The following is a 19,511-nucleotide window of genomic DNA, read 5'->3' on the forward strand; positions in this document are numbered from 1 at the left end:
CTCACCACTGTCGGCGACGTCGGGGCAGGCCGGGAGGCGGCGCCGGCAGCGGGCCTGGAGGCGGCGCAGGCGGCAGGCCCGGAGGCGGCGCCGGCAGCGGGCCGGGACGCAGTGCCTCGCGGCAGGCCCGCCTCAGGCCGGCTCGGCCAGCGCGCCCCTGATCCGGTCGACCATCTCCGCCTCGGCCGGCGCCACGCCCCGGTCCGCCCGGGCCACCTGCTCGGCGGCGGCGAGCACCAGCGACCGGTAGCCCGCCACGTCATCCGGCGCCTTCTCCCGCAGGATCTCCACCGCCCGGCGCAGCGCCGGCAGCACCACCGACTCGATCTCCAGCGTCGAGTCCCGCGGCAGCTTCGGCAGCGGACCGACGGTGAGGGCCTCCATCACCGGGCCGCTCGCCTCCGACATCACCCCGGACGCCGCGAAGCTCTCCCGGATCAGGGCGAACACGCCGGGGTCGGCGTTCGAGACCAGGAAGACCGCGCCGAACGCGCCCGTCTTCAGGGTGAGCCGCTCCTCGTCCGTCAGCCACTGCTCCATGGTCACGGAGTGTAGATGTACGGCGTGGTCGTGGTGACCGCTACGAGCCCCAGCCGCTCCAGGATCGGCCGACTGTCCGGCGAGCAGTCCACCTGGATCAGCGTCTTCCCGCGCTGCTGCGCCAGCCGCGCCCGGTACGCCACCAGCGCCCGGTAGATGCCCCGGCCACGCCACTCGGTCAGCGTCGAACCGCCCCAGAGCGTGGCGAAGCCGGTGCCCCTGACGTACCGGACCCAGCCGGCGCTGACCACCGTGTCCCCCGCCTCGGCCACCACCACCGTGATGGACTGCGGGTCGGCCGCGATCTCCTTCGCCAGCCCGGTCACCAGGTGGCTCCGGTCCTCCTGCCAGACCGCCTCCTCCATCGCGGCGATCCGCTCCAGGTCGGCGCGGGCGGCGACCTCACGCAGGCGTACCCCGTCGGGCAGGACCGGGACGGCGGCGGCCAGCGCCGCGACCGGGCCGACCACCACGGTCTCCAGATCCTCGGGGACGAACCCCGCCGCGCGCAGCCGGTCGCCCAGGTCAGCAGGCTCGTCGTGGCCGTTGAGCTTCCACTCCACCGCCTCGCCCCGCGCCCGGAAGAACTCCACCTGCCGGGCGATCAGCTCGTCCAACTCGGCCCCGGCCAGCCCGCCCAGGTCCCGGTACGTGAGGAAGCCCCGATGGTCCAGCCCGAGGACACGCACCAGCGGGCCGTCCCGCTCGACGGTCACCCCGGCCGGCAGCGGGTCGGGGATCTCCGGGCGGATCTGGGCGTCGTACGCGTCCCGCAGCGTGCGGGCGTCAAGATCGGTCATCCCCCCAGGCTAGGCACCGGGCAAAGCGGATAATCGGCGGCGTGTGGGAGGCGATCAGGCGGTGGTTCGACCCGCGGGAGCTGCGGTCGGTGGGCAGCCGGCCCGACTACCGGTTCTCCCTGGCCAACGAGCGCACCTTCCTGGCCTGGCTGCGTACCGGGCTGGCGCTGGTCGGCGGCGGGCTGGCCGCCGCCCAGTTCCTGCCCCCGCTGCCGCTGGCGCACCTGCGCGAGGTGATCGCCGTCGCGCTGCTGCTGCTCGGGGGCGCGGTCGCGGTGCGGGCGGTCGACCACTGGGCCCGGACCGAGCGGGCCATCCGGCTCGGCGAGGAGCTGCCGGCGTCCCGCTTCCCGGCCGTGCTCGCCCTCGCCGTCGGGCTGGGCGCGCTGCTGCTGGTGGTCGCGGTGCTCGCCGGGACGGTCGGCCGCCGGTGACCGGCGACCCGGGGCTGCAACCGGAGCGGACCCGGCTGGCCTGGCGGCGTACGCTGCTCGCGCTCACCGCGGTCACCGTGCTGACCGTGCGGCAGGCGCTGACCGGGGACCTGGCCGGGGCGCTGCTGGCCGGCGCGGCGCTGCTCGGCTGGGCGGCCACGCTGGCGCTGTGCTGGCGGCGGGCCACCGGTTCCGGCCCCGTCCGCACCGCCTCGCGGGCCATGCCGGTGGTCGCCCTGGCCGCGGTCGGCTACGCGGTGCTGGGCGTGCTGCTGGCGTTGCGCGGGGTGTGGTGACCGGCGCCCGTACGCCATGATGGGCGCATGGCCCGCCTGTACGTCCTGCTGTTCCTCGTCCAGATCGTCCTCGCCGTCAGCGCCCTGATCAGCTGCCTGTCGGCGGATGAGGATCGGATCCGGGCGCTGCCCCGGATCGTCTGGGTGCTGGTCATCCTGCTGTTCCCGCTGCTCGGCTCGATCGCGTGGTTCCTGGCCGGGCGGGAGCCCGACCCGGCACGGCCCCGCCCGGCCCGGCCTGCCGGGGGCACCCCGACCGGCGGCGCCCCGGCCGGGCGCGACCGGCGCCGGCCCGTCGCCCCGGACGACGACCCGGAGTTCCTCGAGTCCCTCGCCGAGCGCTCCCGCCAGCAGGACCAGGAGCTGTTCCGCCGCTGGGAGGAGGACCTGCGCCGGCGCGAGGACGACCTGCGCCGCCGGGAGGGCGACCCGCCCCGCGAGGAGGACCGCCCCGAGGTGTGAGCCGGGCGACGGCGCACACCCCGGGGCCACCGCGCCGCGGGCGCCGCGTCAGGCCAGGTTGGACGAGCGCGGGTACGCGTCGGCCGGGTCGGTCAGCACGTTGACCAGGTACGGCACCCCGGAGGCGAACGCCCGCTCCAGGGCGGGTGCGAGATCCGCGGCCTTCTCGACCGTCTCGCCCGCACCGCCGAGCGCCTCGACGACCTTGTCGTAGCGCAGCCCGGGCTGGAGGTCGGCCGCGACGTCGTAGCCGTACATGGCCCGCATCGGGTGCTTCTCCAGGCCCCAGATGCCGTTGTTGCCGACCACGATCACCACCGGCAGCTTCTGCCGGACGAGGGACTCGACGTCCATCAGCGAGAACCCGGCCGCGCCGTCGCCCATCAGCACGCAGATCTGCCGGTCCGGGTGGCTGACCCGGGCCCCCATGGCGTAGCCCATGCCGGTGCCGAGGCAGCCGTACGGGCCGGGGTCGAGCCAGGTGCCCGGCTGCGCCGGCTCCAGGTACTTCCCCGCGTACGACACGAAGTCGCCACCGTCGCCGATGGTGATGGCGTCCGGAGCGAGCACGCGGCGCAGCTCGCCGTAGACCCGGGCCGGGCGGATCGGGTCGGTCTCGGCGGTCATCTCCTCGGCGTCGCGCGCCTTCGCGGCGTCCTCGGCCGTGCGCAGTTGGGCGATCCAGTCGGCGTGGTCGGCCCGGTCGCCGCGGTGGTCGGCGAACGCGGTGAGGATCAGCCGCAGATCGCCGGCCGGGGCGGCGGCCGGCTGGACGTGGGTGGCGCGCTGGCTCGGCGCGTCCACGACGTGCACCACCCGCGCGTCGCCGAAGTCGCCGAACGAGAGCCGGAAGTCCAGCGGGGTGCCGACCACCACGACCACGTCCGCGTTCCGCAGGGCGACCCGACGGGCCTTGGCGAACGCCAGCGGATGCTCCGGGGGCAGCGCCCCGCGGCCCATCCCGTTGGTGAAGACCGGCACCCGCAGCGCCTCGGCCGCGGCCCGCAGGGCCTCGACGGCGTCCCCGGCGTACACGTCGGAGCCGGCGACGATCACCGGGCGGGCCGCGCCGGCGACGAGACCGGCGGCCCTGGCCACCTCGTCCGGGTCGGCCTCGACCGGGGCGACCGGGGCCACCGCCGGCAGCTCGGCGTCGCCGGCCGAGAACACCGCCTCCAGCGGGAGGTCGAGGAAGACCGGGCCGCGGTGCGGGGTGAGCGCGGTGGTGAGCGCGGCGCTGACCGCGCGGGGGATGTCGTCGGCGCTGAACACCGTCTCGGCGTGCTTGGTGACCGGAGCCACCAGCGGCAGGTGGTCCATCTCCTGGAGGCTGCCGGAGCCCCAGCGGAACTGCGGCGCCCGGCCCCCGAGCACCAGCACCGGCGAGGCGTTGAAGAAGGCGCTGGTCAGCCCGGAGACGCCGTTGGTGACGCCGGGGCCGGCGGTGAGCACGGCGAGGCCGGGGCGGCGCTGGAGCTTGGCGACCGCCTCGGCCGCGAAGACCGCGGACTGCTCGTGCCGGACGTCGTACAGCGGGAAGCCCGCGGAGTGCGCGGCGTCGTAGAGCGGGAAGACGTGCCCGCCGGAGAGGGTGAACATCTCCCGTACGCCGTGCGCGCGCAGCGCCGCGAGCGCCAGCTCCCCGCCGTGCCCCTCGACCCGTTCCGTCATCGCCGCTCCCCTCGTCGGTTGCCGGGCCCCGACGTTACCGGCCGGTCAGGAATACGTGAACAGCCGTCGATCGGCCCGGATTCAGCGGCCGGTGAAGCCCGGCTTGCGCTTCTCCACGAACGCGGCCATGCCCTCGCGCCGGTCGTCGGTGGCGAACAGCGCCGCGAAGAGCTGGCTCTCCCAGGCCAGGCCCGAGTTCAGGTCCATGTCCAGGCCGCCGTCGACCGCGAGCTTCGCCGCGCGCAGCGCCTGCACCGGGCCGGTCAGGTACGGCGTCACCAGCTCGACGGCCGCCGCGTACACCTCGGCGGCCGGCACGACCCGGTCGGCGAGGCCGATCCGCAGCGCCTCCTGGGCGTCCACCATCCGGCCCGACATGATCAGGTCCTTCGCGCGGGCCGGCCCGACGAGGCGGGCGAGCCGCTGGGTGCCGCCCGCGCCCGGGATGATGCCCAGCTTGATCTCCGGCTGGCCGAGCTTGGCATCCTCGGCCACCACCCGCCAGTCGCAGGCCAGGGCCAGCTCGCAGCCGCCACCGAGGGCGTACCCGGTGATCGCGGCGACCACCGGCTTGGGGACCCGGGCGAACGCGCCGAGCGCGCTGGACAGGTCGGCGGCCCGCTCGGCCATGTCCACGTAGGACATGTCGGCCATCTCCTTGATGTCCGCGCCGGCGGCGAAGACCTTCTCCCCGCCGTACACGATCACGGCGCGGACCTCGGGGTCGGCGGCGGCCTCGGCCGCGGCGGCGCGCAGCTCCTCCTGCACCTGCTTGTTCAACGCGTTCATCGGCGGCCGCTCCAGCCGGATGGTGCCGATGCCGTCCTTGGTCTCCAGCCGCACGAACTCGCTCACGCCGCCCTCACTTCCTCGTCGAAGTCGCGTGCCAACCATACGGCCCGGGTCGTTGGGGAAAGTAGTCTGGTGTTCGCCCCGTCACCGGGAGTCCAGCATGGTCACGTACTACGACGACAGGTCGGTGCAGGTCACCTCGGCCGCGCTGCGGGTGGACGGTCAGACGTACCCGCTGGCCGAGATCGGCGCGGTCTGGCACCACCGGGGCAGCCGCTCCTGGCGGGTGGTCGCCGGCCGGGGCGCGATCGGCGCCGCGCTGGCCGGCCCGCTCGTCGCCGCCGGGCTCGGGGTGGCGCTGGCGCTGTGGCTGCACCGCTCGGCGACCGTGACGGTCGCCATCGTCGGGGCGTCGGTGCTGGTCGGGCTCGCCGTCGGGCCGGTGGCCGACTTCCTCTTCGAGCACCTGGACCGCTCGTACGCCCGGGGCAGCCGGCAACTGGAGCTGTGGGTCCGCTGGCGCGGCCGGCCGGTACGGCTGCTGCGCACGGGCGACGCGCTGCGCTTCGGCCAGATCTACCGGGCCGTGCAGCGGGCGGTGGAGGCGGACTCGCCGCCGACCCGCCGGCCGCAGCATGCGATCGGCTCGTCGGGCAACATCACCAGGCCCCGCAGCAGGCCGTAGCGGCGGTCGCGGCGGTCGCGGCGGTCGCAGCCCTCGCGACCGTCGCAGCCGTCGCAGCCCTCGCGGCCGGAGGGACCCGGACCACACCGCGCGCCGCACTGTGGAGCTGCCCGCACAGACGGGGCACGCCCCTGACCGCTGGCCGCGCACCACTGGAAATCCGCCGCTGGCACCGGGGGTCACCCCGCCGCGGGTCAGGCGGGGGTCGCCCCGCCGCGGGCCAAGCCGGGGTCGGGGCACCGCATTCATTGCCGCCGGCACCTGGGCGCACAGGCGGGGCAGCTCCACAGCGCCCCGCTGCGACTACCTGGGGCCGGGCAATCGGCGGGCGCGCCACGGGGGCGCGGCCGGTTAGGCTTAGTGATGGCCATCTATTACCGGGACGACGCGGTGCAGGTGACCTCCGAGTCGATCCGGGCGGGCGGCCATGCCGTCCGGATCGCGGACGTCACGTACGTCTGGCACGCGCGCGGCCGCACCACCCTGGCCGTACGGGGCCGGGTGCTGGGCCGGGGCGTGCTGGTGCTGCTGCTGTCGCTGCCCCCGCTGGTGGCCCTGGTCTGCGTGGTGTCGCTCGCCTGGTCGGCGCAGGACCGCGGCAACTGGACCCTGGCCCTGCTCGTGCTGGCCGCGTGCGCCGTCGGCGCGCTGGCCCTGGTCCCGTTCCTGGAGGTGCCGCTGGGCTGGCTCGACCGGTCGTACGAGCGGGGCAGCCGGGTGCACGAGCTGTGGGTGCAGCACCACGGCCGGGAGGAGATGCTGCTGCGCACCCCGGACGCCCTGCGGTTCGGGCAGATCTACCGGGCGGTGCAGCGCGCGGTGGAGCAGCACGGCGAGTACCGGTGATCCCGGCGTCGGGCGCCGCCGAGGTCGCCGGCTGACGGGGGCGCCGCGCCGGCGTGCCGTCCCCGCCCTCCTCAGGCGGCGCGGGCGGTCCAGCGGTCGCCGGAACGCTCGACGGTCAGCGGCAGGCCGAAGGTCTTGGAGAGATTGTCGGCGGTGAGCGTGTCGCCGAGCAGCCCCTGGGCCACCACTCCGCCCTCGCGCAGCAGCAGCGCGTGGGTGAAGCCCGGCGGGATCTCCTCGACGTGGTGGGTGACCAGGACCAGGGCCGGCGCGTCCGGGTCGTACGCCAGCTCGGCCAGCCGGGCCACCAGGTCCTCCCGCCCGCCCAGGTCGAGCCCGGCCGCCGGCTCGTCCAGCAGCAGCAGCTCGGGGTCGGTCATCAGCGCCCGGGCGATCTGGACGCGCTTGCGCTCCCCCTCGGAGAGCGTGCCGTACGCGCGGTCGGCGAGGTGGCCGATGCCGAGCTGGCCGAGCAGGGCGCGGGCGCGGGCCTCGTCGGTGCGGTCGTAGCTCTCCCGCCAGCGCCCGACGACGGACCAGGCGGCCGTGACGACGACGTCGCTGACCCGCTCCTCGGCGGGCAGGCGCTCGGCGAGCGTGGCGGTGGACAGGCCGATGCGCGTGCGCAGCTCGTTGACGTCGGTACGGCCGATCCGCTCGCCGAGCACGTGCGCGACGCCGGTGGTCGGGTACAGCCGGCCGGCGGCCAGGTTGAGCAGGGTGGACTTGCCGGCGCCGTTCGGGCCCAGCACGACCCAGCGCTCGTCCAGCTCGACCCGCCAGTCCACGTCGTGCAGCAGCGCGGTGCCGGACCGGCGTACGCCGACGCCGTCCAGGCTGACCACCAGATCGTCACCAATCACCTGCCCATCCAACCACGCACCGCTGCGCCGTCCCCCATGGGCGGTGTCCAGCCCATAGGGTGGAGCGCCGTGTCGTTGGTCACCGTACGGGGGAGGACACACATGCCGCATCGCAACCGGGGGCGTCTCGGGTGAGCGCGGTCATCGAGATCGAAGGGCTGCGCAAGACGTTCCACGGCCCGTACCGGAGCTACCAGGTGGCCGTCGACGGCTTCGACCTGCTGGTCGGGCAGGGTGAGATCCACGGTTTCCTCGGCCCGAACGGTTCGGGCAAGACCACCACGCTGCGTGCGCTGCTCGGGCTGGTCCGCGCGGACGGCGGCCGGATGCGGCTGTTCGGGGAGGACGTTCCCCGGCACCAGGCGCGGGTGGCGGGCCGGGTCGGCGCGATCGTGGAGACCCCGCAGTTCTTCGGCAACTTCAGCGGGCACCGGACACTGCGGCTGCTCGCCCTGGCCGGCGGGGTGCCGACGCGCCGGGTGGACGAGGTGCTGGAGCAGGTGGGGCTGCGCGGCCGGGGCCAGGACCAGGTCAAGGGCTACTCGCTCGGCATGCGGCAGCGGCTGGCGGTGGCCTCGGCCCTGCTCAAGGAGCCCGAGCTGCTGATCCTCGACGAGCCGGCCAACGGGCTCGACCCGGCCGGCATCCGGGAGATGCGGGACCTGATGCGGGACCTGGCCGCCGCCGGGATCACGGTGCTGCTCTCCAGCCACATCCTCGGCGAGATCCAGTTGATCTGCGACCACGTCACGATCATCTCCGCGGGCCGGCGCGTGGCGGCGGGCCCGGTGGAGCAGGTACTGGCCGGCCATGACCAGCACGAGTGGCGGGTCGGGGTGCCGGAGCCGGACCGGGCGGCGGCCCTGCTGCGCCAGGCCGGGCTGGCCGTCGACGAGCGCGCCGGGCACCTGGTCGTCGGCGGCGAGCCGGACGGCGGTGAGATCAGCCGCCTGCTCGGCGAGCAGGGCCTGTGGGTCCGTGAGCTGGTCCCGCTGCGCCCCGACCTGGAGAGCGTGTTCCTGGAGCTGACCGGCGACGCCGACCGCCCGGGACTGCCCCGGCAGGCGGGCGACGCGGGCCTGCCCGGCCCCGACGGGGGCCGGCTCGTCGACCTCGACGTGACCGTCGACGCGAACCGGGAGGCGGGGGCGTGAACCTGGTACGTGCCGAGCTGGAGCGCCTGGGCGCGCGCCGCTTCGTCCAGCTCATGCTGGTGCTGCTGGTGCTGGCGTCCGCCGTGACCGCGATGACGACGCTGGTCAGCTCGCACCAGCCGGCGCCGGACGAGGTGGTCGCCGCCGAGCGGGCGGCGGCCGAGCAGCGGCAGGCCCTGGAGGACGAGTACCGCAGGTGCGTGACCGCCGTCCAGGGCAGCCTGCCGCCCGAGGAGGCCGAGTCCTACCCGGACGACTGCTCGGCGTTCGACCCGGCCCGCCGGGATCGGCTGCCGGTGGCCACGGACCACCTCGCGGGGGTGTTCACCTTCGCCAACGAGGCCCGGCCGCTGCTGTACTTCCTGGTCGCGTTCCTGGTGCTCTTCGGCTTCCTGGTCGGCGCGTCGTACATCGGGGCGGACATCGCCAGCGGCGGGGTGGTCAGCCTGCTGATCTGGCGGCCCCGGCGGCTCGCCGTGCTCGGCGCGAAGCTGGGCACGCTGCTCGGCGCCCTGGCGCTGCTGACCGTGCTGGCGACGGCCGCGTACCTGGGGACGTTCTGGCTGATCGGGCAGCTCGCCGGCCTGCCCGGGGCGACGGGCGGGGACTTCTGGCCGTCGCTGGGGCTGATCTGGCTCCGCGGGCTGGTGCTGGTCCTGCTGGCGGCGGCGGTCGGCTTCGCCATCGCCACGCTGGGCCGCCGCACGGCGGCGGCGCTGGGCGCGGTGACCGCGTACGCGGTGGTGTGGGAGCTGGGCCTGCGGGTGGTGATGGAGGTGATCAACGCGCCCCGCTCGGCGAACTGGATGCTCTCCACCTACCTGGACGCCTGGCTGACCGGGGAGGTCCAGATCATCGAGGCCAGCACCTGCCAGGACAGCGCCGGCTTCTGCGGCAGCAGCTACCAGCTCGGCTGGGGCCACGGCCTGGCCGTACTGCTGGCGCTGGCCGGCACGTTGACGCTGGCCGCGTTCGCCGCGTTCCGCCGCCGCGACCTGATCTGAACCGCCGCGCCCGGGATGCGGCAACTCCTTGCAGCATCCCGGGCACTGGCGAAGAATTCCTTCACGTGGCGGAGGGAAGCGGATCGGGCGGGCCGTCAGCCCACGGTGCTGCCGAACACCTCGTCCCGCACCGCGTCGAGGGCGGTGCGCAGCGCGCCGCGCAGGATCGGCTCCTCGGTGAGCCCGGTCGGCACCACCCGCGGGCGGACCAGCGTGATCGCGGCCACCTCGTGCTGCACCCGCTCGGCCAGCGCCGCGCCGCCGGCCTGCCCCACCTCGCCGGCCAGCACCACCAGCGGCGGGTCGAGCACCACGCACGTGCTCGCCACGCCGAGGGCCAGCCGGCGGGCCAACTCGTCGAGCATCGGGCCGCCCGCGGTGCCGGCGGCGATCGCGTCGCGTACCGCGTCGGCGGCCGTCGCGGCGGCGAAGCCGTGCTCCCGGGCCACGGCGAGCACCGCCTGCCCGCCGACCAACTGCTGGAAGGCCGGCTTGGCGCGGCGCGAGACGTCCCGGGGGATCGGCACGCCGGGCACCGGGAGGTACCCGATCTCACCCGCCGCGCCGCTGCTGCCGTGGTGCAGCCGGCCACCCAGCACGATCGCCAGGCCGACGCCCGCGCCCACCCAGACCAGCACGAAGTCGCTCATCTCCCGGGCCGCGCCGGACTGCGCCTCGGCGACGGCGGCCAGGTTCACGTCGTTGGCGAAGACGACCGGGGTGTCCAGGTCCTCGCGCAGCGCGGCGAGCAGGCCCCGGTGCCAGCGCGGCAGGTTGAACGCGAAGGTGATGTCCCCGGTGCCCGGATCCACCAGGCCGGGCGTGCCCAGCACCACCCGGCGCACGCCGGACAGCTCCACGCCCGCGCTGCTCGCGGCCTGGACCACGGCGTTGTGCACGACGCCGACGGGGTCGTCGGTGTCCCGGGTGGACTGCTCGACCCGACCGACCACCTCGCCCGTGATGTCGGCGCAGGCCGCCACCACCCGCTCCGCGTCCGCGTCGACCCCGACCACGTACGCGCTGCCCGGCCGGACGGCGTAGAGCTGGGCGTTCGGGCCCCGCCCGCCGGCCTGCTCGCCGACCCGGGCGACCAGGCCGCGCTCCTCCAGCCGCTCCACCAGCTGGGAGGCGGTGACCTTGGACAGCCCGGTCAGCTCGCCGAGCCGGGCCCGGGTGAGCGGCCCCTGCTCCAGCAGCAGCTCCAGCGCCGCGCGGTCGTTGAGCGCCCGCAACAGGCGGGGGGTGCCGGGCAGCCGGGTCGCACTCATGCCAGGTCCTCTGTTTTCCGAAAGCTTTCCTGACCCACACCGACCTGCGGACGGGTGCCCGCAAGCGTAACGGCAGCCCGGAAGCGGGGTGGTCGGACGACCGGGCACGGGCCCGCGTCCCACCGGTACGACGTTCGTGCCCCGCGGGCACGAGGATGGGAGATCTCGTGGCGCTCGATCCAGGCCTGCGCCGGCTCGCGCTGGGCACCCTGCTGGCCGCGTATCCGGGGCCGGTCCCGCCCGACTGGGCCGTCGACCTGGTGGGCGAGGGCCTGGCCGGGCACACCCTGTTCGGCACGAACGTGCACGACCCGGCCCAGGTGGCGGCGAGCACCGCCGCGCTGCGCGCGGCCCGGGCCGACGTGCTGATCGCGATCGACGAGGAGGGCGGCGACGTCACCCGGCTCGCCCACGCCACCGGCAGCCCGTACCCGGGCAACGCGGCGCTCGGCGCGGTCGACGACCTGGCCCTGACCGAGCGGGTCTACACGGCGATCGGGGCCGAGCTGGCCGTCCTGGGGATCACCGTCGACCTCGCGCCGACCGTCGACGTGAACACCGCCGACGAGAACCCGGTGATCGGCACCCGCTCGTTCGGCGCCGACCCGGAGCGGGTGGCCGCCCACTCCGCCGCCGCCGTCGCGGGCCTCCAGTCGGTCGGGGTGGCCGCCTGCGCCAAGCACTTCCCCGGCCACGGCGCGACAGTCGCCGACTCCCACCACGAGCTGCCCACCGTCGACGTGCCGCCCACGGTGCTGCGCGAGCGCGACCTGCCCCCGTTCGCCGCCGTGATCGCCGCCGGGGTGCGCTCGATCATGACGGCGCACATCCGGGTGCCGGCGCTGACCGGCGACGGTCCGGCCACCTTCAGCCGCGCGGTCCTGGTCGACCTGCTGCGCCGCGAGTACGGCTTCACCGGCACGATCATCACCGACGCGCTGGAGATGAAGGGCGCGGCGCTGGCCGCCGGCGGCGTCGGCCCGGCCGCGGTCCGTGCGCTGGCCGCCGGCGCGGACCTGCTCTGCATCGGCGCGCAGATCGACGCCGAACTGGTCGAGCGGGTCGCCGCCGAGATCGTCGGCGCGCTCGGCGACGGCCGGCTGGACCGGGCCCGGGTGGAGGAGGCCGCCGGCCGGGCCGCGGCGCTCGCCGCCTGGACCCGGGCCACCGGCACGCCGCCCCCCGCCACCACCGACCTCGGGTACGCGGCCGCCCGCCGCGCCGTACGCGTCGAGGGCGACGTCGCCGGGCTGGACCGGCCGCTCGTGGTGCAGTTGCACGCCACGTCCACGATCGCCGAGGGCCGCGTGCCGTGGGGCCTCGGCCCGCACCTGGCCGGGCTGGAGGAGATCCGGGTGGTGGCCGCCGAGACCGACCCGGCGGCCCTGCGCCGGCTCGCCGGGTCCCGGCCGATCGTGCTGGTCGGCCGGCACCTGCACCGGCTGCCCGGCGGCGCCGAGCTGATCGAGGCGCTGGCCGCCGCGCACCCGGTGACGGTGGTCGAGATGGGGTGGCCGGGTGGGTGGCGGCCCACCCGCGCCCGGGCCTTCGTCACCACGTACGGGGCCAGCCACGCCAACGGGCGGGCCGCCGCGGAGGCGCTCGGGCTCGCCGGCTGACCCTCGGTGTGCGCTCGGGTTCGGGGACGAGCGCACGCCGGGTCACCGCCCCGCCGGACCGCCAGATCCCGCTCCGCCGCAGGTCAGGTCCACTTTTCGACACCGCCGACCGGCCGTCCACGTCTTGCCCGCCCCACCATTAATACGTAGCGTCATGGGCGGGAACGGCGACCGACGTGAGCGGCCGGCCGCCGCACGGCGGGCCTGGGGAAGGCTGCGGACCGTGGATCCGGCCCGGGGTCCACGGTTCGCGCTCCGCCGCCGTCCGCCCCGGCGGCGCCGCTCACGCCGGGTAGACCATGTACGACCACCAGCCCCGGTCGGGGAAGCCGGCCGCCGCCGCGACCCGCGCCGACGCCACGTTGGCCGGGTCGTGCCGGTACGTCGGCACGGCGCCCTCGTCCAGCACCCGCCGGGCGGCCCGGGCGACCAGCCGACGGGCCAGGCCCCGACCCCGGGCCGCCGGGACGGTGCCCACGGCCAGTTCGTGCCCGTGGGCGTCGTGCCGCTTGATCGCCGCGCCGGCCAGCGGGCGGGTAGACGTACAGACCATCACCGATGGCTGCCGGTCCGTCGTCCGACTGCCGGCGGCGGGAACCTGACGCATCGACGCTGCGTCATATCTATTTCCATACATGTACAACTTCTTTTGGGACGGTAGGGTCATGCCGAATCTGCCCGACGACCGGTACCAGCAGGAGGCCCAGCGGTGGCGGGCCGTCCCGCGCTTCCCCGCGCAGCCGCCGTACCGGGAGGCCCGCGCCGCGCGGGCGACGGAGCCGGCGCTGTCCTGGGCGGAGCTGGACCGACAGCCGGCCGGCGCCTCCATCCGGCCCGGTCTCAACGCCCGCTGACCCGGCGGGTCGACCACCACCGGCCTCCCCGGCGGGGCCGGGATCAGAGCTGGGCGGCGATCGCCTTGGCGGCGTCGATGTCCGGGCCGGGCAGCGGGACGAAGATCGCCCGCCGGTAGTACTCCAACTCCCGGATGCTCTCCCGGATGTCGGCCAGCGCCCGGTGGGCCAGCCCCTTCTGCGGCTGTCCGAAGTACACCCGCGGGTACCAGCGGCGGCAGAGCTCCTTGATCGAGGAGACGTCGATCATCCGATAGTGCAGGTGCGCGTCGAGGCGCTGCATGTCCCGGGTGATGAAGCCCCGGTCGGTGGCGATCGAGTTGCCGCACAGGGGCGCGGTCCGCGGGTCCCTGACGTACGTGGTGACGTAGTCCAGCACCATGTCCTCGGCCTCGGCCAGGGTGACCGTCGAGCGCCGGACCTCCTCGGTCAGCCCGGACTTGGCGTGCATGGTGCGGACGATCTCCGGCATCCCCTCCAGCGCCGCCTCGTCGGCGTGGATCACCACGTCCACTCCGTCGCCGAGCACGTTGAGGTCGGGGTCGGTGACGAGCGCGGCGACCTCGATCAGGGCGTCCCTGCGGAGGTCCAACCCGGTCATCTCACAGTCGATCCAGACGAGAAGATCAGCCACCGCCACAGACTACGCGCAGCCCACGCCACGTGCCTCGGCGCTGTCGGCGGGGCGGACCGTTAGGGTTTCTCCCGTGCCAGCTGAACCTATCGCGCCACCTTCCGTCGCCGCCGACGAGGCGGGCGGCCGGAGGCTCCGCCGGCTGGTCACGGTGCTGGCGCTGGCGGCCGTACTGCCCGCGCTCTACCTGCCGGGGCTGGTGCACGACTTCTTCGACCTGAAGATCTACATGCGGGCGATGGACTGGTGGGCCGCCGGTCACCCGCTCTACGACTACGTGCAGCCGGACCGCGTGCAGGGGGAGCTCTACTTCACGTACCCCCCGTTGAGCGCCCTGCTGCTCGCCCCGTTCGCGCTGCTGCCGCTGGGCGTCACGATCGCCGTCTTCACCGTACTGACCATGGCGGGGCTGGTGGCGACCACCCGGTGGCTGGTCGAGCCGGTCGTCGCCCGGCACCGCCTGCCCCGGCTGTTCACCCTCACCGTCGCGGTGCTGCTGGTCCTCGCCGTGGAGAGCACCCGGGAGACGATCACCTTCGGCCAGATCAACATGCTGCTGGTCGTGCTGATCCTGGCCGACCTGCTCTTCGCCGTGCCCCGGGGGCGACGCTGGGCCGGGGTGGGGGTCGGGCTGGCCACCGCGCTGAAGCTCTACCCCGGCATCTTCGTCGTCTACCTGTTGGCGACGCGGCGGTGGCGGGAGGCGGGGGTGGCCTCGGCGACCGCCGCCGCGGCGACCCTGCTCGCCGCGGCCGTGGCGCCCGCCGACTCGTGGCGGTTCTGGACCCACGAGCTGTGGGCCACCGACCGGGTGGGACGCACCGACTACACCGGTAACCAGTCCCTGTTCGGGCTGCTGAGCCGGTTCACCGCGCCCGCCGAGCCGGACCGGGCGCTCTGGCTCGCGCTGGTCGCCGTGGTGGCGGGGTACGGGCTGTGGCGGGCCGCCCGCGCCGCCCGCTCCGGTGACGCGCTCACCGGCCTGACCCTGACCGGCCTGGTCGGCGGGCTGGTCAGCCCGATCACCTGGACCCACCACATCTACTGGTTCGTCCCGGCGGTGGTGGCGCTCGCCGACGCGGCGCTCGCCGCGGACCCGGCCGCTTCGGGCGGGGGCCGGCGCCGCCGGCTGACCGGTCTCGCCGCCCTCACCAGCGCGGTGATCATCTACGGGGTCGTGTCGTTCCAGGACTGGGGCGTGGCCCCGGTGCACACCGACTCGCCCGGGGAGTTCCTGGTCCGCAACACCTACGTGCTGCTGAGCCTGGTGCTCCTGGTGGCCCTGCCGGTCGCCCCGCCGCGCCGCCGCTTTCCCTGGCACTCCCCGCACCCCGTACGAGCGGCGCAAAAATCGCACCAACTGGACAGACCTGTCGAGTAGCACTGTTTCCGGCTAATCTGTCCCGTATCTCGGGCATCTCCCGTGGCACCGATCCCCCGGTGAGGCGGCCCTCCGCGTCGGCAGCGCGGAGGGCCGCTCGCCGTCTCGGGGCACCCTCACCCGTCCTCGGGGCGCCCTCACCCGGTCGGGTCAGGAGCGCTGGCGGGCGCGGACGCCGGGCGCGGCCGGGCGGATGCGCCGGGTCTCGATGCGCACCGGCGGGGCGGTGCGCTCCGGCGCCGACGGCGGCCAGGCCGGCGGGGTCCGCGCGGGGGCGGCGGCCAGGTCGGCGAGGGTGGCCGGGCGGCGGGACGGCGCCGACCCGAGGGCCGGCCGGGGCCGGGCCGCCGGGGCGCCCACCGCCGCGAGCTGCCGTTCGGGGGCGGGCGCCGACGCGGGCTCCACACCGGCACCGAGCCCGCTGAGCGAGACCACCCCGAGCCGGCCGGCGAGCACCGGCACCTGGTCGGGCTCGACCACGAAGACCACCTCCCGGGGACGCACCGGACGCAGCAGGAGCAGCACGGCGGCGACCACCAGCAGCACGCCCAGGCCGGCCAGGGCCCAGGCGGCCACCGGCAGCCAGTCGGCGTCCGGACGTACCCGCAGGTCCAGGGCACCGAGCCGGGCGGTGACGCCGCTACCACCGTGGCCGGCGGCGACTCCGAGCGCGCCACCGGCCAGCGACGCCGGGATACCGATGGTCAACAGGAGCATGCCGGCGAGCGCGCGAGCGAACCGCATCCGTGTCGTTCCCTTCCGTGGCCGGGTACCCGGCCGACCTTACCGGCGCAAAACCAGCAATCATCCGATAACACCAGCAACGGACTATATCGGCCCTCGGAAACGGGATCGGCCCGCCGGCGACGCCGGCGGGCCGATCCGGACGCGGGTCAGGACGTCGGGGTCGGGGTGCGGCGGGTGCGGGCGAACGCGAGGCCGCCGAGGACCAGGCCGGCCAGGCCGGCGACCAGGCCCGCCACGCCCAGCGGCGTGCCCGCGCCACCGTCCGAGTCGGCACCGTCGTCGTCGGACGTGGCGGCGACCGGCGCGGCGGCCGGCGCGGACGCCCCCGCCGACGGCGCGGTCGCGGTCAGCGTGAGCACCGGGGCGGGCTTCTCCGGCTCCTCGGCGCCCGGCGTCGGCTCCTCGATCCAGCGCACCACCGTGCCGTCGGAGTACGTCTGGAGCGCCTTGAACACCATCGTGTCGACCTGCGGCAGCGGCCCCATCGAGACCGGGAACTCCTGGAACTGGCCCGGCCTGATCGCCGCGTCCCCGGTCGCCGTCCAGGTGAGCTTCGACACAGCCTCCGCGACCTGACTGCCGTGCACCTCCACCGGCGGGTCCACCTTGCGCCTCTCCACCGCCACCGTCCAGCCAGGCACCGGCATCGTGGACACCGAGCCCACCGGCGCGTTCTCCGGCAGCACCACCTCCACCTTCGTCGTGGACGCGGAGTCGCTCTCGTTCGGCACCCGGAACGCCAACCGGGCGTAGCCGCCCTGGGTCGCCTCCTTCGGATTCACCGATACGTGCGCCGACGCGGGCGCGGCGATGCCGAGCACCACGGCGGCGACGGCCCCCAGGGCGAGCGCGGCGGCGGCGGGACGACGGGAACGGAGCATGCGCGACTGCCTCTCTAACGGATGGGCACGGTGGCGCTCACCGTGGCCTGGTCGATGTCCGAGGTCCGGACCGTGAAGCGGAGCTGCCAGTCCCCCGCGGCGGGCAGGTTGACGTCCCCGTACGCGTGGTTGTCGGTCAGCGGCAGCAGCGGGATCTCGATCGGCTCGATCCCGGCCGACGGCAGCGCGGCGGTGGCCTTCCACTCCACCACCGGCTGCGGCCGGTTGTCCTTGGTGTACGCGTACAGGTGCAGCGAGTTGTTGCCCCGCTGGGCCGGGTCCAGCTCCACCTGCAGGGAGTACAGCGGGCTGGACAGGGTCGCCGTGAAGTACCCGGCGGCCGGGCCGGCCACGTCGGACGCGGCGGTACGCGCCGGGGTGGTCTGCACCAGGGTCGCCGTGACGCCCAGCACCACGGCGGTGATCGCCACCTCCACCCAGACCGCCCGGCGCACGGCCCGGGGCCGCCGCGCCGTGTCCGCCCGGCGCGTCAGCGCCCGGGAGTACGCCGCGACCGCCATCACCAGCACGAACAGCCCGATCTTGGCGAGCACCAGCCGGCCGTACGTGGTGTCGACCAGCGCGGCCGGGGTGGCCACCTCGATCAGCGCCTGCACCGTGCCGGCCAGCAGCAGCGCCGCCACGGCCAGGGCGGCCCACCGGGACCAGACCGGCAGGATCGCCGTCAGCTCCCGCTCGTCGGCGCGGCGCAGCAGGAAACCCCCGAGCATCACCAGGCCGCCCAGCCAGACCGCCATGGCGCCCAGGTGCACCACGTCGGCCACCACCGACACCGCCGGGGCGGGCGATGCGGCCGGGTGCCCGGCCAGCGGCCAGGTGAACAGCGCCGCGCCGCCGAGGATCGCCAGGATCACCGCGTCGGTACGGCCCACCGGGCCGGCGAACAGCGGCCGCAGCAGGAACGCCGCCGCCGCCAGCAGGCCCAGCCGGACCAGGTGCGCCGTCCCGTACGTGCTGCCCAGCACCGTGCCCAGGCCCGTCCCGTCGACGTCGAGGAGCCCGCCCCCGGCCGTGTACGGCACCTGCAGCCACAGCTCGGCGACCGTGGCGAACGCCAGCAGGCCCAGCCCCGCCCACGCCAGCCGGGCCGGGCCCCGCCGGGACAGCCGGCGCGGCCAGAGCGCGCCGAGGACCAGCGCCGGGCCGACGAGCAGCAGCAGGCCCGCGTACCCGAGGTACTTGGCGACCTTCACGCCGTTCGCCACCACCGGGTCGGCCCGGTTGTCCGTGCCCGTGTCCGTCGGCGGCGTCGACGGCGCGCCCACCGAATACGTGAACGCGCCCGAGACCGGGTGACTGTCGGCCGAGATCACCCGGTAGCTGACCAGGTACGTCCCGCGCCCCGCGGACGGGTCCACCGGCACGGTCACCACCGTCCCCGAGAAGGACGGCTCCCCCCGGTCGGCCCGCGCGCCGTCCGGGGCGATCACCCGGATCTTCCCGGGCACCTTCCGCACCGGCTCGCTGAACGTCAGCACCACCTCGCCGGGCGCGCTCGGCACCACGGCCGAGGCGGCCGGGCTGCTGCTCACCAGCACCGCGTGCGCGCTCGCCGGGGTGGCCGGGCCGAGCAGCAGGCCGAGGAGGGTGACCAGCAGGCCGGCGAGCACGCCAGCCCGGGCGAGCCGGCGGCGGAGGGGCCGGAGATCAGCAACAGTCATGCCGGCCATGCTCGCCCACGAGCCGGCCGATCGGCGAGCCCCGCTCACCCGCGTCCCGCCGCCACCACCGTCGCCGGGCGCCGATCCGGCGCGCCGTCGACCCGCCCGAGCGCCCACAGCAGCCCGGCCTGGACCACGGCCGCCAGGTGCCCGACCTCGTGCACCAGGGCGGTGGTCGAGTTCACGATGTCCAGCGCGCTGGTCGCGGCCAGGCAGACCGCCAGCACCAGGGCCACCGGCAGGAACGCCCGGGCCCGTTCGGGCCGCCACGCGGCCAGCGCGAAGCCGACCGCCAGCGCCACGTCGAACGAGGCCATCTCCCGGCTGGTGTGCGGGTCCACGCCCACCCCGAGCCCGGCGAGCAGGATCGGCAGCGCGACGGCGAGCTGGGCGACCGCCGCCACCGCCACCGCCACCCGCAGCACCTGCCGCCGGGCGCGGGCCGCCGCCGCGGCGGCGGCCCGCGCCGAGGACCGGTCGGCGGCCACCGCCGCCAGCACGGCGGCGGTCAGGTCCGGCACCTGGACCGCCCGCAGCCGGGTGAGCCGGGTCACCTGCTCCGCGCGGGCCAGCCAGGACCGGCACCCCGGGCAGCCCTCGGTGTGCGCGTCCAGCGCCGCCGACGGCGCCCCCGGATCCTCGCCGTCCAGCCGCGCCGACAGCGCCGCGCGTACGTCGTCGCATGACATGAGCGGGTAGTCGGCCGGGACGACGGGAAAGTTCCCGCCAGTGGGCCACGCCATGGAAGAGCCGAAGGGCCCTTCCCGGCCCCGGCCGGCCGCGTAGCCTGGACTGTCGTGATCCCCGTCCCGCGCGACCGTCCCGACATCGGCCCCGCCGACTGCGGGACCGACGCTGGGCGGGAGGCGACCACCGATGCCCGGGAGGCGGCCAC

General features: G+C 75.6%; 22 protein-coding genes. 10 read left to right on the forward strand and 12 right to left on the reverse strand.

Features of this window, described 5'->3' with window-relative positions:
• Window positions 1-132 precede the first annotated feature (132 nt).
• Window positions 133-546 (reverse strand): hypothetical protein, encoded by a 414-nt coding sequence (locus ABGB16_RS09705; RefSeq protein ID WP_347667647.1) that lies wholly within the window; start codon window positions 544-546, stop codon window positions 133-135.
• Complete coding sequence (locus tag ABGB16_RS09710; protein WP_347667648.1) at window positions 543-1,340, reverse strand: GNAT family N-acetyltransferase; 798 nt, start codon at window positions 1,338-1,340, stop codon at window positions 543-545. The genes ABGB16_RS09705 and ABGB16_RS09710 overlap by 4 nt, the downstream gene beginning before the upstream one ends.
• A gap of 41 nt (window positions 1,341-1,381) precedes the next feature.
• On the opposite strand from ABGB16_RS09710, the gene ABGB16_RS09715 reads away from it, so the two are divergent.
• The 3 genes from ABGB16_RS09715 to ABGB16_RS09725 are packed head-to-tail and all read left to right on the forward strand — an operon-like array spanning window position 1,382 to window position 2,532.
• Entirely contained in the window at window positions 1,382-1,774 is a 393-nt protein-coding gene (locus ABGB16_RS09715) for a DUF202 domain-containing protein (RefSeq protein ID WP_347667649.1), read from the forward strand.
• Window positions 1,771-2,070, forward strand: coding sequence for a DUF202 domain-containing protein (locus ABGB16_RS09720; protein ID WP_347667650.1), 300 nt, complete (start codon window positions 1,771-1,773; stop codon window positions 2,068-2,070). Before ABGB16_RS09715 ends, ABGB16_RS09720 begins: the two co-directional genes overlap by 4 nt.
• Before the next feature lie 27 nt (window positions 2,071-2,097).
• On the forward strand, window positions 2,098-2,532 hold the full coding sequence (locus ABGB16_RS09725) for a PLD nuclease N-terminal domain-containing protein (protein WP_347667651.1): 435 nt from the start codon (window positions 2,098-2,100) through the stop codon (window positions 2,530-2,532).
• A 48-nt stretch (window positions 2,533-2,580) separates the two neighbouring features.
• On the opposite strand, the gene ABGB16_RS09730 is transcribed toward ABGB16_RS09725, so the two are convergent.
• Both ABGB16_RS09730 and ABGB16_RS09735 read right to left on the reverse strand, forming a co-directional pair.
• Window positions 2,581-4,203, reverse strand: coding sequence for an acetolactate synthase (locus tag ABGB16_RS09730; RefSeq protein WP_347667652.1), 1,623 nt, complete (start codon window positions 4,201-4,203; stop codon window positions 2,581-2,583).
• An 81-nt stretch (window positions 4,204-4,284) separates the two neighbouring features.
• Complete coding sequence (locus ABGB16_RS09735) at window positions 4,285-5,058, reverse strand: enoyl-CoA hydratase-related protein (RefSeq protein ID WP_347667653.1); 774 nt, start codon at window positions 5,056-5,058, stop codon at window positions 4,285-4,287.
• Window positions 5,059-5,155: 97 nt separating this feature from the next.
• Here ABGB16_RS09735 and ABGB16_RS09740 point away from each other — a divergent pair, with 97 nt between their 5' ends.
• Together ABGB16_RS09740 and ABGB16_RS09745 are read left to right on the forward strand one after the other, a co-directional pair.
• Complete coding sequence (locus ABGB16_RS09740) at window positions 5,156-5,680, forward strand: DUF6232 family protein (RefSeq protein WP_347667654.1); 525 nt, start codon at window positions 5,156-5,158, stop codon at window positions 5,678-5,680.
• A gap of 363 nt (window positions 5,681-6,043) precedes the next feature.
• Window positions 6,044-6,526 (forward strand): DUF6232 family protein, encoded by a 483-nt coding sequence (locus tag ABGB16_RS09745; RefSeq protein ID WP_347667655.1) that lies wholly within the window; start codon window positions 6,044-6,046, stop codon window positions 6,524-6,526.
• Window positions 6,527-6,597: 71 nt separating this feature from the next.
• Here ABGB16_RS09745 and ABGB16_RS09750 read toward each other — a convergent pair whose 3' ends face one another.
• The gene (locus ABGB16_RS09750; protein ID WP_347667656.1) at window positions 6,598-7,389 is read right to left on the reverse strand and encodes an ABC transporter ATP-binding protein; all 792 of its coding nucleotides are present in this window, start codon (window positions 7,387-7,389) and stop codon (window positions 6,598-6,600) included.
• A 131-nt stretch (window positions 7,390-7,520) separates the two neighbouring features.
• Here ABGB16_RS09750 and ABGB16_RS09755 point away from each other — a divergent pair, with 131 nt between their 5' ends.
• Together ABGB16_RS09755 and ABGB16_RS09760 are read left to right on the forward strand one after the other, a co-directional pair.
• Window positions 7,521-8,543, forward strand: a complete 1,023-nt coding sequence (locus tag ABGB16_RS09755) for an ABC transporter ATP-binding protein (protein ID WP_347667657.1) — start codon at window positions 7,521-7,523, stop codon at window positions 8,541-8,543.
• Complete coding sequence (locus ABGB16_RS09760; protein ID WP_347667658.1) at window positions 8,540-9,547, forward strand: ABC transporter permease; 1,008 nt, start codon at window positions 8,540-8,542, stop codon at window positions 9,545-9,547. The genes ABGB16_RS09755 and ABGB16_RS09760 overlap by 4 nt, the downstream gene beginning before the upstream one ends.
• 95 nt (window positions 9,548-9,642) lie before the next feature.
• Here the strand turns inward: ABGB16_RS09760 and ABGB16_RS09765 are convergent, their stop codons facing one another.
• On the reverse strand, window positions 9,643-10,818 hold the full coding sequence (locus ABGB16_RS09765; RefSeq protein WP_347667659.1) for an ROK family transcriptional regulator: 1,176 nt from the start codon (window positions 10,816-10,818) through the stop codon (window positions 9,643-9,645).
• Between the two features lie 167 nt (window positions 10,819-10,985).
• Between ABGB16_RS09765 and ABGB16_RS09770 the strand changes: the two genes are divergently transcribed.
• The gene (locus ABGB16_RS09770) at window positions 10,986-12,437 is read left to right on the forward strand and encodes a glycoside hydrolase family 3 N-terminal domain-containing protein (RefSeq protein ID WP_347667660.1); all 1,452 of its coding nucleotides are present in this window, start codon (window positions 10,986-10,988) and stop codon (window positions 12,435-12,437) included.
• Window positions 12,438-12,720: 283 nt separating this feature from the next.
• Here ABGB16_RS09770 and ABGB16_RS09775 read toward each other — a convergent pair whose 3' ends face one another.
• Complete coding sequence (locus ABGB16_RS09775) at window positions 12,721-12,990, reverse strand: GNAT family N-acetyltransferase (protein WP_347667661.1); 270 nt, start codon at window positions 12,988-12,990, stop codon at window positions 12,721-12,723.
• Window positions 12,991-13,102: 112 nt separating this feature from the next.
• On the opposite strand from ABGB16_RS09775, the gene ABGB16_RS09780 reads away from it, so the two are divergent.
• Window positions 13,103-13,291 carry a DNA repair protein gene (locus ABGB16_RS09780; protein WP_347667662.1) on the forward strand — a complete coding sequence of 63 codons (189 nt, stop codon included), beginning with the start codon at window positions 13,103-13,105 and terminating at the stop codon, window positions 13,289-13,291.
• A 43-nt stretch (window positions 13,292-13,334) separates the two neighbouring features.
• Here ABGB16_RS09780 and orn read toward each other — a convergent pair whose 3' ends face one another.
• A complete protein-coding gene (orn, locus tag ABGB16_RS09785) occupies window positions 13,335-13,931 on the reverse strand; it encodes an oligoribonuclease (RefSeq protein ID WP_347667663.1) in 597 nt (198 codons plus the stop codon).
• 67 nt (window positions 13,932-13,998) lie between these two features.
• On the opposite strand from orn, the gene ABGB16_RS09790 reads away from it, so the two are divergent.
• Window positions 13,999-15,306, forward strand: coding sequence for a glycosyltransferase family 87 protein (locus tag ABGB16_RS09790; protein ID WP_347667664.1), 1,308 nt, complete (start codon window positions 13,999-14,001; stop codon window positions 15,304-15,306).
• Between the two features lie 150 nt (window positions 15,307-15,456).
• Here the strand turns inward: ABGB16_RS09790 and ABGB16_RS09795 are convergent, their stop codons facing one another.
• The 4 genes from ABGB16_RS09795 to ABGB16_RS09810 form a co-directional block, all read right to left on the reverse strand.
• Window positions 15,457-16,050: a hypothetical protein gene (locus ABGB16_RS09795; protein WP_347667665.1), complete on the reverse strand. Its 594-nt coding sequence runs from the start codon at window positions 16,048-16,050 to the stop codon at window positions 15,457-15,459.
• 149 nt (window positions 16,051-16,199) lie between these two features.
• Window positions 16,200-16,934 carry a YcnI family protein gene (locus ABGB16_RS09800; RefSeq protein ID WP_347667666.1) on the reverse strand — a complete coding sequence of 245 codons (735 nt, stop codon included), beginning with the start codon at window positions 16,932-16,934 and terminating at the stop codon, window positions 16,200-16,202.
• A 14-nt stretch (window positions 16,935-16,948) separates the two neighbouring features.
• Entirely contained in the window at window positions 16,949-18,625 is a 1,677-nt protein-coding gene (locus ABGB16_RS09805; RefSeq protein WP_347667667.1) for a copper resistance protein CopC, read from the reverse strand.
• 35 nt (window positions 18,626-18,660) lie between these two features.
• Complete coding sequence (locus tag ABGB16_RS09810) at window positions 18,661-19,359, reverse strand: zf-HC2 domain-containing protein (RefSeq protein WP_347667668.1); 699 nt, start codon at window positions 19,357-19,359, stop codon at window positions 18,661-18,663.
• Window positions 19,360-19,511: the final 152 nt, after the last annotated feature.

It is taken from the genome of Micromonospora sp. B11E3 (genome assembly GCF_039871625.1).
Classification (GTDB): Bacteria; Actinomycetota; Actinomycetes; order Mycobacteriales; family Micromonosporaceae; genus Micromonospora.